The sequence below is a fragment of the Devosia faecipullorum genome, from assembly GCF_015158295.1.
Taxonomy (GTDB): Bacteria; Pseudomonadota; Alphaproteobacteria; order Rhizobiales; family Devosiaceae; genus Devosia; species Devosia faecipullorum.
In genome coordinates, this window is record NZ_JACDXV010000006.1 from 167,388 (window position 1) to 180,239 (window position 12,852).

At 62.5% G+C, this 12,852-nt stretch carries 10 protein-coding genes; 3 read left to right on the forward strand and 7 right to left on the reverse strand.

The window, feature by feature from the left end; genetic code table 11:
- Positions 1 to 9 precede the first annotated feature (9 nt).
- Genes H0482_RS13765 through mtnK form a run of 5 tightly spaced genes read right to left on the reverse strand, consistent with a single transcriptional unit; the run spans position 10 to position 5,435 of the window.
- A complete protein-coding gene (locus H0482_RS13765) occupies positions 10 to 1,128 on the reverse strand; it encodes a RuBisCO large subunit C-terminal-like domain-containing protein (protein ID WP_230989643.1) in 1,119 nt (372 codons plus the stop codon).
- Positions 1,128 to 2,129 (reverse strand): transketolase family protein, encoded by a 1,002-nt coding sequence (locus H0482_RS13770; protein WP_193730644.1) that lies wholly within the window; start codon positions 2,127 to 2,129, stop codon positions 1,128 to 1,130. Before H0482_RS13770 ends, H0482_RS13765 begins: the two co-directional genes overlap by 1 nt.
- Positions 2,130 to 2,142: 13 nt before the next feature.
- Positions 2,143 to 3,069 carry a transketolase gene (locus H0482_RS13775; RefSeq protein ID WP_193730645.1) on the reverse strand — a complete coding sequence of 309 codons (927 nt, stop codon included), beginning with the start codon at positions 3,067 to 3,069 and terminating at the stop codon, positions 2,143 to 2,145.
- 3 nt (positions 3,070 to 3,072) lie between these two features.
- Positions 3,073 to 4,167: an S-methyl-5-thioribose-1-phosphate isomerase gene (gene mtnA / locus H0482_RS13780; protein WP_193730646.1), complete on the reverse strand. Its 1,095-nt coding sequence runs from the start codon at positions 4,165 to 4,167 to the stop codon at positions 3,073 to 3,075.
- Positions 4,164 to 5,435 carry an S-methyl-5-thioribose kinase gene (mtnK, locus tag H0482_RS13785; RefSeq protein WP_193730647.1) on the reverse strand — a complete coding sequence of 424 codons (1,272 nt, stop codon included), beginning with the start codon at positions 5,433 to 5,435 and terminating at the stop codon, positions 4,164 to 4,166. Before mtnK ends, mtnA begins: the two co-directional genes overlap by 4 nt.
- A gap of 137 nt (positions 5,436 to 5,572) precedes the next feature.
- Between mtnK and H0482_RS13790 the strand changes: the two genes are divergently transcribed.
- From H0482_RS13790 to H0482_RS13800, 3 genes are read left to right on the forward strand one after another with little or no spacing between them, the layout of a single operon-like run.
- Positions 5,573 to 7,084, forward strand: coding sequence for a sugar ABC transporter ATP-binding protein (locus H0482_RS13790; protein WP_193730648.1), 1,512 nt, complete (start codon positions 5,573 to 5,575; stop codon positions 7,082 to 7,084).
- Between the two features lie 11 nt (positions 7,085 to 7,095).
- On the forward strand, positions 7,096 to 8,136 hold the full coding sequence (locus H0482_RS13795) for an ABC transporter permease (RefSeq protein WP_193730649.1): 1,041 nt from the start codon (positions 7,096 to 7,098) through the stop codon (positions 8,134 to 8,136).
- A 36-nt stretch (positions 8,137 to 8,172) separates the two neighbouring features.
- Positions 8,173 to 9,219: a substrate-binding domain-containing protein gene (locus H0482_RS13800; protein ID WP_193730650.1), complete on the forward strand. Its 1,047-nt coding sequence runs from the start codon at positions 8,173 to 8,175 to the stop codon at positions 9,217 to 9,219.
- Positions 9,220 to 9,292: 73 nt separating this feature from the next.
- Here H0482_RS13800 and H0482_RS13805 read toward each other — a convergent pair whose 3' ends face one another.
- Together H0482_RS13805 and H0482_RS13810 are read right to left on the reverse strand one after the other, a co-directional pair.
- Positions 9,293 to 11,347: a bifunctional aldolase/short-chain dehydrogenase gene (locus H0482_RS13805; RefSeq protein ID WP_193730651.1), complete on the reverse strand. Its 2,055-nt coding sequence runs from the start codon at positions 11,345 to 11,347 to the stop codon at positions 9,293 to 9,295.
- A gap of 39 nt (positions 11,348 to 11,386) precedes the next feature.
- On the reverse strand, positions 11,387 to 12,340 hold the full coding sequence (locus tag H0482_RS13810; RefSeq protein WP_193730652.1) for a sugar-binding transcriptional regulator: 954 nt from the start codon (positions 12,338 to 12,340) through the stop codon (positions 11,387 to 11,389).
- Between the last annotated feature and the right edge of the window lie 512 nt (positions 12,341 to 12,852).

Below are 12,852 nucleotides of genomic sequence, written 5' to 3' on the forward strand. Positions count from 1 at the left end.
GAGAGCCGTTCAGCTCTGCCCCACCGCCTCAGCCAGCCGCCGGCAGGCGCCGGGCAGATCGTCCTGCTCGCGCAGGAGCGCCCCGCCGATGAGATAGACCACGTCGTCGCCGTAGGTGGCTCGCATTTCGGGAATGCGTTCGAAGGTCATGCCGCCGCCCGGCGCGGGCAGGATCGGTTTCAACCCCGAAAATTCCACCGAACAGCCTTCGGCAATGGCGAGACATTCGTCGCGGGTAAAGCCAAACCTTCCGCCGAAATTGGGATAGACCACCGCGTCCACCCCCATCAGCCGCTGCAGCAGCCCGAAGAAGAACCGGTGCGAGAAGCCGGTGGTCGGGGTGATGACATTGGTTCCGCCAAAGGTCGGATGCGAAATGATCGGCAGCAGGAAATCGGGGTCGGCCGCCAGCGTCCTGGCCACGTCGAAACCGATCAGGGAGGGGGCAAGCATGACGGCGCCTGCGCCCAATTCCTGCGCCATCCAGGCGCGGTCGAACACCTCGACCGCCGGGCCGGAAATATTGGGCACGTAGGTGGCGTTGAACCCGGTCCTCAGATTGGCTTCGGCCACCGCCTCGGTACAGGCTTTGAGGCGCTCCTCATAGGGCGACATCGCCTGGCTGGCCAAGCCATGGTCGTCCTTGATGAGGTTCATTCCGCCCAAGGCAAATTGATGCGCGAGACCGGCGAGTTCCCCGGTCGTCAACCCCACCGGCTTGATCGCCGACATCAGGATCGGCCCGGAGACACCGGCCCGGGCCCGCAGACCGGCAGCGCCGAATTTGGGGCCGGGGCATAGATCGACGATGGCTGCGCTCAGGCTCATATCCTCGACGCGGGTCTGGGTCTTGATCGAGGAATTGCCGAAAACGACATTGAGCAGTTGGACGAAATCAGGGCCGACGCCATCGTCCGAATAGGAAATTTCGGCCAGGTATCCGCCACGGGCGTCGACGCCGGGGCGCAGCGCTTCGAGGCGGCCAAGGATTTCGTCCTCGACATAGCCCTTGGGCACGATGTCGCGGGGAATTTCGACAGTTTGCTCGGCCGCGATGTCAAGGGCGCGGGCGCGCGCCTCCTGCTCATCGCTCGCGCCCAGCCAATAGGTTACCGAAAAGCGCGCCATCAGAGCGCTTCCGCCTTTTGCGCCGAATGGACCGTATCAAGGCGCGCCGCCTCGAATTCGGCATCGTCGATGTCGAGATTCCGGCCCAGCAGCTCGCCGATGGCTTTGACCAGCGCCGGGGCGTCGAGCCCATATTTCTTCATGAGGTAAGGCTTGGAGGCGCCATGGGCGAAAGTGTCGTTTAGGCCCAGCCGCTTGAAGCGAATGCCCAGCCCTTCTTCGGCCAGGATTTCCGCGACCAGCGAGCCGAGGCCACCATTGATGAGGTGGTTTTCCAGCGTGACGATGCCCTTCTTGCCGCGTGCGGCCTGCAGCAATCCGGCCCGGTCAAACGGCTTCAATGTCGAGACATGCAGGTGATGCACCCCGACATTGCGTGCCTTCAATGGTTCGGCGGCGCGCATGGCTTCTTCGGTGCAAACCCCGGAGGTAACGACCAATATGTCATCGCCTTCCGAAAGCGTGCGCAGCTTGTTGAACTCGAACGGGGTCGAGAACAGGCGCGGGACTTCGCCGCGCAGCACGCGGACATAGACCGGACCGTCCACGGCGTCCGCCACCTCCAGCACGGTTTCGACCTCGGTGGCGTCGCCGGTTTCCAGGATCGTCATGTTGGGGATGGTGCGCATCACCGCAATATCCTCGATCGCCTGATGAGTGATGCCGCCGGGCGTGGTGATGCCGGGCAGGAAACCCATCAGCCGCACCTTGCGGTTCGAATAGGCGATGGAATTGATCAGCTGGTCATAGGGCCGGCGGTAAAGAAAGACCGCAAATGTATGCAGGAACGGCCGGAAGCCGTGCATGGCCATGCCGCCGGCAAAGGAGAGCATATTCTGCTCGGCCATGCCGAGGGACAGGAACTGCTCGGGATGCCTATCGCGGAAGCCATCGACCTCGCAGGAAGAGGTGAGGTCGGCGGAGAGGCAGATCACCTCCGGGCGCGCGATCGCAAAGGTTTCGAAAGCCCTGGCATAGGGACGATTGACGATTTCGACCATTTTTCCGAGCCTCTCAGATATCTGCCAGGTCGACGCCGAGTTCGGCGGCCAAAGCCAGTTTCATGTCTTCGCGTTCTTCCCTGGTCTTGAACCGTACGTAGTGCAGGCGCGGGAAGCGCTTCTGGAGATAGTTCATGCCCTGGAAGGGCGAAGTATTGGCCAGGATCACCAGCGGCTTGCCCGGTTCGGCGCTGTCGGCGGCGGCGCGCAGCGCATCGAGGTCGTGACCATCGACTGACCGGCAGGTCACGCCGAAAGCGGCGACCCGACCAGGCAGGTCGCCAAGATCGAGCACCGAGGACATGGCGCCGTCGCATTGCTGGCGGTTCACGTCGACGATGGCACGGATATTGTCGATGCCGTGATAGGATAGCGCCGCCAGCGCCTCCCAGGTCTGGCCTTCCTGGAATTCACCATCGGACATATAGACCCACACTTTGCCCTTTTCGCCCTTGCGCTTGCGTGCCCAGGCCAGGCCGGAGGCCATGGACAGGCCCTGCGCCAGCGAGCCGGTGGTCACCTCCATGCCAGGGCTGTGCTCGGCGCCGATCATTTCCACCGATCCGCCATCGCGGTTGAAATGGTCCAGCGCGTTCTCGTCCATGCGGCCCATCTGGATCAGGGCCGAGTAGATGACGAGGGCATAATGGGCCGGCGAAATGATGAAACGGTCATAATCGGGGGCGAACGGTCCATGATAGCCGGCGCCGGTAAAGGCATCGGGATTATTGGCCGAGGGCACGCCGGCAAAGGGTGGCGGCAGTTTCGGCAGCGTCGGTTCGCCCAGCTTGAGCACTTCATTATACAGTAGGGCCAGACTTTCGGCCGCTGAACAGGCCTGGCTCAGATAGCCGCCATTATTGCGCATCGTGTGCAGGAAGACCCGCCTGCGAATGCCGGCCGCGACATCTTCAGTCGATTGGCGATTGGGGATGGACATGGCTCAGTTCCGTTCGGGGAAAAGATCTTTTAGCCCCTCAGGCGAGGCTTTCGCGACACCGCGCTCGGTGATCAGGCCGGTGATGAGGCGCGCGGGGGTCACATCGAAGGCCGGATTGGCCGCAGGGCTTCCCTCGGGCGAGATGCGCACCGAGACGGTCTTGCCGTCCGGGCCGCGGCCCTGCACGAAGGAGACCTCGTCGCCGGTGCGCTCCTCGATGGGAATTTCCTTCACGCCATCCTTTACCGTCCAGTCAATGGTCGGCGAAGGCAGGGCGACGTAAAACGGCACGTTATTGTCCTTGGCGGCGAGGGCCTTGAGATAGGTGCCGATCTTGTTGCACACATCGCCATTGGCGGTGGTGCGGTCGGTGCCGACGATGACCATGTCCACCTGGCCATGCTGCATCAGATGGCCGCCGGCATTGTCGACGATCAGCGTATGGGGCACACCATGGCCATTCAGCTCCCAGGCGGTCAATTGCGCGCCCTGGTTGCGCGGGCGGGTCTCATCGACATAGACGTGGACCGGAATGCCTGCTTCGACGGCGAGATAAATCGGGGCAGTGGCGGTGCCGTAATCGACGGTGGCCAACCAGCCGGCATTGCAATGGGTCAGGATATTGACGACTTCACCGGGCTGCTTCCTCGCGGCGATCTCACGGATGATCTTGAGGCCGTTGAGCCCGATATTGCGGTTGAGCTCGACATCTTCCTCGGCGATTTCACCGGCCCGGCGATAGGCGGCGGCGGCGCGCTCCCCGAGCGGCAGCGGGCGCAGCAAGGTGCGCATCTCATCCAGCGCCCATTTGAGGTTGATGGCGGTGGGCCTTGTCTCGTGCAGCTTGTCCCAGACGGCATCGAGAGCTTGGTCCGAAGCATCCTCATGCATGGCGATCGCCACGCCATAGGCGGCGGTGACGCCGATCAGCGGCGCGCCCCGCACCCACATGTCCCGGATGGCAACGGCAACGTCATCGACACTTTTGAGCGTCACGATCTTGAACTCGTGGGGAAGCCAGCGCTGGTCGATGATATCGACCGAAAGCCCGTCCGTGTTGAGCCAGATAGTGTGATAGTGGCGATCTCCGACTTTCAACGAACGAACTCCTTTTCGAGCCGGACGGCCAGCTTGTTGACCTCGGCAATGGAATGAATGGCGTGCCGATTGACTGCGATATGGCGCCCGAGCTTGAGCGCCTTGGTTTCGCAACGGGCGCGCAGATCGGGATCGGCTATGGTTTCGAAATCGGCATTATGGGCAAGGCCCAGTATGCGGCGGTGCATCTCCACCCCGGCAAAGCCGAGGGCATCAACAAAAATATCGTGCAGCACCATGTCAAGCGCCTGATCGGCGCCGAGCGCGTCACCCCGCTCTTCGAAGAGCCGCGTTTCGTAAAGAATGCCCTTACGTTCCGTGCGCCAGAGCTGGGTAAATTCGTCGGTGAAGCCGGACCAGATCTGCTCGATGACGCCGAGGAGATAGGCGCGCATGCTATCGCGGCTGCCCCCTTGTTCATGTCCGGCCTGCGCCAGAAAATTCATCCAGAAATTGGCGAGCAACATGCCGACATCGAAGGCCATGGGGCCATAGAATGCGAATTCGGGATCTATGACCCGGGTTTCGTCCATGGTCACCATGACCGAGCCTGTATGCAGGTCGCCATGCAGCAAGGTTTCGGCATTGGCGGCGAAGAGATGCTTCATCTTCTGCGCCACCACCTTCATGTCGCGGTCGGCGCGCAGTTCGGCCACGATCCCGTCGAGTTGCGGGCTGGTATGGCGGTTCATCCGGGCATCGAAATAGGGATCGGAAAATACCAGATTTTCCGTGATGTCGCAGAGCTCGGCATTGTCGGCAAAAAGCGCCAGATCGGTCTTGCGCGCTTTGGTGGGCATCGAAAGATCCGAGCCGCGGAACAAGGTGCGCGCAAGGAAAAGTCCGAGATCGCGCCCGATCCTGGGCAATTGCTGGCCATTGATCAGGGCCTGTCGCAGGATGATGTGCGGGCTGAGGAATTCCATCACGATCAGCGCCTGCGCTTCATCGAAATGCAGGATTTCCGGCACCATGCCCGGATCGCGTTCGGCCTGGCGCTTGAGGGCGTGATATTCGAAGAATGAGCGCTTGAGAGGCAGCGGCCAGCTATCCCCCACCAGCCGTACATAGGGCAGAGCCTGCTTGACGATGACGGTACCTTTGCCGCCCTCGACGATGAAGACGAGGTTCAGGTTGCCGTCGCCCACTTCACGCACAAGCCAGCCGCTCGCATCGCTGCCCAGGGCGGCGCGCATGGCCGGATTGTCGCCGAGACGCACCGGCAGTGTAACGGCATCGAGTGCCTGAAAGTCCTGCGTTTCAGCCAATTCTTTCCTCCTGCGGCCGCCGGGCTCGTGGTTTTGCGTCGCCCGGCCCCTCTTTCGTAGGACAGGGTTCTGACAAATGTCAACTTGCTTGACATCTGACGAAGCGGCGGGATAGCGTCGGCATAAGGGAGGAGCGCATGGACGAAGAAGCCGTGTTCCGCATTGCCGGGTTGCAGAAGGCCTTCGGACCGATTCCCGTGCTCCGCGGGGTCGATCTGACGCTCAAATCCGGCGCCGTTACCGTATTGATGGGCGCGAACGGGGCCGGCAAATCCACGCTGGTCAAGATCGTTTCCGGCGTCTATGCCCGCGATGGCGGCACCATGACCCTGGCCGGCGCAGCCTTCGAGCCGACGACGCCCGCCGAGGCCATGCGCGCCGGCGTCGTCACCGTGCACCAGAATATCAATGACGGGGTGGTGGCCGATCTGGACGTCGCCACCAATCTCACCCTCGACCGGCTGAGCGGAAAGGGCGCGCACCTCCTGTTCAATCCGCGCGCCGTGCGCCGCCAGGCGAGGCAAGTTGCCGAGCGCATGGATCTGACGCTCGATCTGTCCGCCATGGTCGGCGACCTGCCACTGGCGGATCGGCAGATGGTTTCGATCGCCCGTGCCATGGCGCATGAGCCAAAGGTGCTGATCCTGGACGAGCCGACCTCTTCGCTCTCCAGTGCCGAGGCCAATCGCCTGTTCGACCTCATCGACCGGCTGCGGGCGCGCGGCGTCGCCATCCTTTATATCTCGCATCGTATGTCCGACATCCGCCGTCTGGCCGACCGCATCGTGTCGCTGCGGGACGGGCGCATCACCGGCGTTTTCGAGGGCGAGAAGCTCGATTACGAGGGCGCAGTCAACGCCATGCTCGGGCAGAAGATCAACCTCAATGCAGTGGCGGTGCGCGAGGGCGGCCAAGCCATCCTCGAGGTCAAGGCGCTGCGCATCGCCCCGACGGCGAAACCGCTCTCCTTCACCCTGGGCGATGGCGAAATCGTCGCGGTCACCGGGCTCGTTGGCGTGGGCAAGACAGCCCTGGCCGAGAGCGTGTTCGGCGCGCGTCGCCCGCTTGGCGGACAGATGACGCTGGACGGGCGCGCCTATTCTCCACGCGACACCGGGCACGCGATAGCCTCGGGCGTCTTCCTCGTCGCCAAGGACCGTTCGGATAACGGCATCGTGCCCGATTTCAATATCTACGAGAATATGAGCCTGCCATTTCTCCGGCGCCTGTCGAGCTTTTCGGTGTCGCGGCGCGATCGGGAGCGTGCGGAGGCGCAGCGCCAGATCGAAAACCTGGCCATTGTCTGCCGCAGCGAGCGCGACGAGATGGACATGCTGTCCGGGGGCAATCAGCAAAAGGTGATGGTGGCCCGCTGGCTGACCCAGTCGAGCCGCGTGCTGATCCTCGACGAACCCTTCCAGGGCGTCGACATCGCCGCACGCCGGGATATCGCCAAGAAACTCCGGGCTTCGGCGGCGGGGCGGGCGACGCTGGTTTTCCTCACCGAGCTGGATGAGGCTTTCGAATGCGCCGATCGTATTCTCGTCATGAGCGAGCACAGTATCGTCGGCGAACACCGCAATTCAGAGATCGATATGGACCGGCTGCTGGCGGAAATCGCCGGTCAGCATGAGGCGGCAGAGCAATGACAGAGACACAAATGCCCCAGGCAAACGCCGCACCCCGCCCCGCATTGCCGGCACGCACGAGCCTGCGCGATCATGCCATCCGCTATGGCTTCATCGTGCTTTTGGTCGGCATGGTGCTGTTTTTCTCCCTTTCCACCACCGGCTTCACCAGCCCGCAAAGCGCCGTCTTCATCCTGCAATCGGTTTCCATCACCGGTATTCTGGCGCTGGGCGTCACCGCTACCCTGGTAGTGGGCGGGTTCGATCTGTCCATTGGCTCTGTCGCCACCACGGCGATGATGGCGTCGTCCTATGCCATGGTGGTGATGGGGCTCGATGGCTGGACGGCGGTCGCGCTATGCCTGGCCATTGGCGCCATTGTCGGCGTGATCAATGGCGTGCTGATCGTCTATATGCGTGTGCCCGATCTGCTGGCGACGCTGGGCATGATGTTCCTGCTGGTCGGGCTGCAACGCATCCCCACCGAAGGACGCTCCATCGCCACCGGCATGACCATGCCGGACGGCACCACTGCCAATGGTACCTTCAGCCCGGAATTCCTGGCCCTGGGGCGGCATCGGTTCGATTTCTTTCAACCCAATCTGCTGCCGGTTTCGGTGGTTATGCTGATCGCTTTGGCGATCCTGATCTGGTTTTTCCTCGAATATACCCGCTTCGGGCGCATGATGTATGCCGTGGGCTCGAACGAGCGCGCCGCCCAATTGGCCGGCGCGCCGGTAAAGGCCTACAAGATCTGGGCCTATGTTATTTCGGGTGTGTTCGCCTCTATCGGCGGCATCCTGCTCGCGGCGCGCCTCGGGCGCGGAGACATCGCCTCGGGCAATAATCTCCTGCTCGATTCGGTCGCCGCCGCCTTGATCGGCTTCGCGGTGTTGGGTGCGGCCAAGCCCAATGCTTTCGGCACAGCGATCGGGGCGCTGTTTGTCGGCATCCTCTTGCAGGGCCTCACGATGATGAACGCGCCTTATTACACGCAGGATTTCGTCAAGGGCGCCGTTCTGGTCGTCGCCCTGGTTTTCACTTTCGCCCTCTCCAAGCGGGGCAGACGCTAAGGACAGCTCCCGCTTTTCATGCAAACGGAGGAAAGCATGATCTCTCGTAGACTTCTCGGCAAACTCGCCCTTGGCCTTTTCGGCGCAAGCCTGCTCGGGGGCACTGCCCTGGCGCAGTCCATGCCGGCGCCCTTCGACAATCCGGGCGCCGTCAAGATCGCCCTGGTGCGCTATCTCTCCACCGGCGACTTCTTCCAGGCCTATCTCTCGGGCGTCGAGGCCCAGGCCAAGGCACTCGGCGTCGAACTGCGCGTGCTCGACAGCCGCCAGGACGCCGCGCTCCAGGCCGACATGGTCGATCAGGCCATTGCGCTGGGCGTGGACGGCATCATCATCCAGCACGGCCTCACCGAATCGATGAAGGAAGCCGCGCAGCGCGCTGTGGATGCCGGCATCAAGGTCGTGGCCTTCGACGTCAATGTCGAGAACGACGCCATTCCCCAGATCGAGCAATCGGACCACGATCTGGCGCGCCTGGCGCTTGAACAGGCCATCACCGACAATGGCGAAAGCTGGACCGCCGGCTATGTCTATGTCGCCGGCATCGCCCCGCTGGATCGGCGTGACGAGGTCTGGAAGGAATTCAAGGCCAAGTATGCCGGCATCAATGAAAAGGCCATGTTCGGTACGCTCGACAATCCGATCGCAAATTCGGTGGCCAACCAGGCCCGCTCGGTCCTGGCGGCCAATCCCGACATCACCGTGATGTTCGCGCCCTATGACGAATTCGCCAAGGGCGTGAAGATCGCCGTGGACGAAGCCGGCATGTCGAGCCAGGTCAAGATCTATTCAGCCGACATTTCCACCGCCGACATCGCGGCGATGCGCGAGCCGGGCTCGGCCTGGGTCGCGACGGCGGCCACCAATCCGGCCGTGGTGGGCGAAGTTTCGGTGCGTGCGCTCGCCATGATGCTGGCCGGCGAGGATACTGGGCATAATGTCATCATCCCGCCGACGCTGATCACCCAGGCGCAGCTCAACGACAACGACATCAAGAACATGGAAGAGCTGTCCGGCAAGCTGCCGCAATTCGCCCATGCTGAAGTCGCTATTCCTGCCTGGATGCCGCTGCCGGCCCGCTGATCGCGCAGGAAACAATAAGGAAGGGCGGCGCCTCACGGCGCCGCCCTTTTTTTGCATTTGCGCCTTCGGACGACTATCGCATCGCCGCCGCGATATTGCCGCCATCCACTGTGGTGACATCGGCGGTCGTGCTTCTGGCCAGCGCCTGATGCACAAAGGCCTGCGCAACGTCCTCGGCGGTAACTTCGAGGCCGAGCAGATTGCCCGACATATAGTCCTTGACGCTCAATCCGCGCGAACTGGACCGGGCGGCAATCATCTCATCATTGAGCAATCCCGAGCGGATCCGGTCGGCATTGACGGCGTTGACGCGAATACCGTCCTTGCCATGCTCGAGCGCGTATTGGCGGGAAAGGAACAGGGTCGCCGCCTTGGGCAGGCCATAGGCGCCGAAATTGGCCCCGGGATTGACCGCCTGCTTGGAGGCGTTGAACAACAGCACGCCGCCCGTGCCCTGCTGCTTCATGATGCGCACCGCGTTCTGGGCCACGCTTTGATGCGAGAAGAAATTCAGCTCGAAGCTCTTGCGCAGCAAGCCCTCGTCCAGCGTGGCAATTGGCCCTTCCCACGCTGCCCCGGCATTGGAGACGACGATATCGACGCCGCCAAAAGTCTTGACCGTCACATCGAAGGCGGCGCGAACCGATCCCGGATCGGTGACGTCGCAGGCGCAGCCGATCGCGCCATTGCCAATGGCCTTGGCCACGAGCCCCGCCTTGTCGCCGTCGAGATCGAGCACGACCACATGCGCGCCCTGCGCGGCGAAGGCCTTGGCAGTGGCGGCGCCTATGGCCCCTGCCCCCCCGGTGACTACGGCCACCTGCCCGGTCAGCGGCTTGGGCTTGGCGCCGGCCAGCTTGGCCTGTTCGAGCGACCAATATTCGAGATCGAAAAGATCGGGCTTGGAGACCGGCTCGAACCGCCCGATGGATTCGGCGTCGCGCGCCGCCATGATCCAGGTCTCGCCGACATCGGCGGCGATCTTGGCATCCTTGAGTGTGCGGCCATGCCCGAACATGCCCAGACCCGGCACGAGCGTCAGGCGCGGCATGGGATCGAGCATGGTCCGCGCCACCTCGTCGCGGGCGTCGTTGACGCGGAAATATTCGGTGTAATCAGCGACAAACTTGGCCACCCGCTCGTCGATCACGGCGCGGTAGCCATCCAATTGCCCGGCATCGGGCGCTGGCAGGACCATGGGGCCGGTCTTGATGCGGATGGACAGATCGGGGGTCGAAACGCCGCGCCGGGCCATGTCTTCGACTTCGGCGGCGTTCACGAAGGCCAGAATGTCCCGCGATGTGCGGAATTCGGACACGAAACGCTCGAACGCCCCCTCTCCTTTGGCAAAGGCGATGGCGCCGCGCAACATGGGCGCGATGTCTTCCGGAGCGGCGAGCGCGGCGGGCAGAGCAATGGCGAAAAACGGGTTCCTGCCGTTCTGCGCCACATAATCTTCGGCCACAGACACATAATGGATCATGCGGTCATAGGCCTGTTTGGCCGTGTCGCCGAAGGTGAAGATGCCGTGCTTGTCGAGGATCAGACCATCGACGCTCGGATCCTGGTCGAACACTTCGGCGGCGAGTTTGGCGAGATCGAATCCGGGCATGATATAAGGCACGAATCCCATTTTCGGCCCAAAGATTTCGCGGCTCATCCGCTCGCTCTCGGCCTGATCGGCAATGGCGAGAATGGCGGTGGAATGGGTGTGATCGACGAATTTGTGCGGAATGAAAGCGTGCAGCAGCGCCTCGACCGAGGGATTGGGGGCCGCAGGGTCGATGAGATTGGCGCGCTGCAAGGCCACCATGTCTTCATCGGTAAGCTTGTCCAGCTTGCGGGCTTTCAAAAGCGGGGCGAGCTTGACGGCAGGCAGGCCAGCAGGCTCGATAATGCCCATATCCCAGCCGGAGCCCTTGACGCACAGCACGTCCCAGCTATCCCCGACCAGATCGGACATCTTGGTCTTGACCGATGTATTGCCACCGCCATGCAATACTAGGCGCGGTTCGCCGCCCAGGAGGCGAGTCGTATACGTCCGCAAAGCCAGATCGCGGTTTACGCCCTTGGCGGCATAAGATGCGACCATCGCCTCGGCTTCGGCGTCGTTCCAGAGATTGAGCATGGGCTATCCTCGGTCATTCGGAAATTTGCGAATGGGGCATTATGCCCCCGTGTTCCAGTGGTCGAGCAGACGCCGGGCCATGGAGGTGGTGACCACCAGATGGGAAACCAGGCCGCCCCTGATGGCGGCGACGAGGGGCAGGAACTTGGCCGCCTGCTCGACCACCATCATGCGCTTGGGGATAGCGCGGATGGAGCCGAGATCGGCCGAGATCACGCGCCGATTATAGGAGCAGTCCATCAATTGGCCATCGGCGTCGATCAGCCTTCCGGCCATGACGCCCACCGCCCCTGCCCGTCCCAGCGCCTGCATCTCCGCTGCCGACAAGGCGCCGCATTTGACCAGGTGGCTGTCGTCCTCGATGCCGCCTACCGAATAAAGCGCCAGGGAACAGGAGGAAATGGAGGCCAATTGCTCACGGATCACCGGCTCGTCCATCAGCGCCGCCGCCAATTCTTCCGAAGACAGCACCAGCGGCGCATAGAGGTTGATCCCCTCGGCATTGAGGCGTCGGGCGATTTCGGTGGTGCATTGGTCGGGCCGGTAATTATACGGCGCGCCGAGATTGCCGCAAAGCTGGACGACGGTCACGTCCTGCAGATCGACATAGGGCATCACGTCGGCAATGTGGTAGACCGTGCGCCCCCAGGCGACGCCGACTCGGTCGCCCCTGCTGATTTTCTCGGTGAAGGCGGTGGCTGCAACTGTCGGCATTTCGGCGGCCGGATCGAGCGCGGACCGGTCTTCCGGCACGATCCACACCCCGTCAAGGCCCAGAGCATCCTCGAGTTCGCGCGCCAGAACCCCATCGGTGAAAAGCTGGCTCGAGGTGGAAATGGTGACGATGCCGGTTTCGCGCGCCTTGCGCAGATACATGGCTACCGACGCCCGGGATATGTTCAGGTGCTTGGCCACTTCATCCTGGCGCATGCCGTGGGTATAGTATAGCCAGGCGGCCTTATGAATGGTCTGTTCTACCGGCCGGATCGCCATGGTCGATGCCTCCTCCAAGCATCGTGACATTGGTCACGGCAGCTGACAAAAGTCAACGACAGAGGAGAAACCCTTTCGCCACGATGGCGCGACACAGCCCCTTCGGCCAAATTTTGCGTGCTGAAGCAGAGACCGCCGCATCGTGAAATCATTCCGACGGCGACGCAAGGGCATGACCGCCTGCGAGGACGCCCTGCTGAAGCAATTGCACAAGGTGAAATGCGCGCGAAAGAATGGCGGAGAGGAAGGACCTCTTCGGGAGGCCTGGAAGCGCGAGACTTTCAGGGGTCGAAGCTCGAAAACCAATGTGTATCATGCATATTTCGATTTCAAGATGGCAATGCTGCCGCCGTTGCGCCCTCAATCCGCAACGTGCCGGGTCTGCCTGTCCGTCGTCAGATCATTTGGCGCAGTTTGGGTCTTGGATTAGCGGAGTATCGGCCTCGTCTTTGGGTTGATGTTATGCGGCGAGCTTGCGGTGCTGCAAGCGCCGATGCTGGATGGTTTGTCGT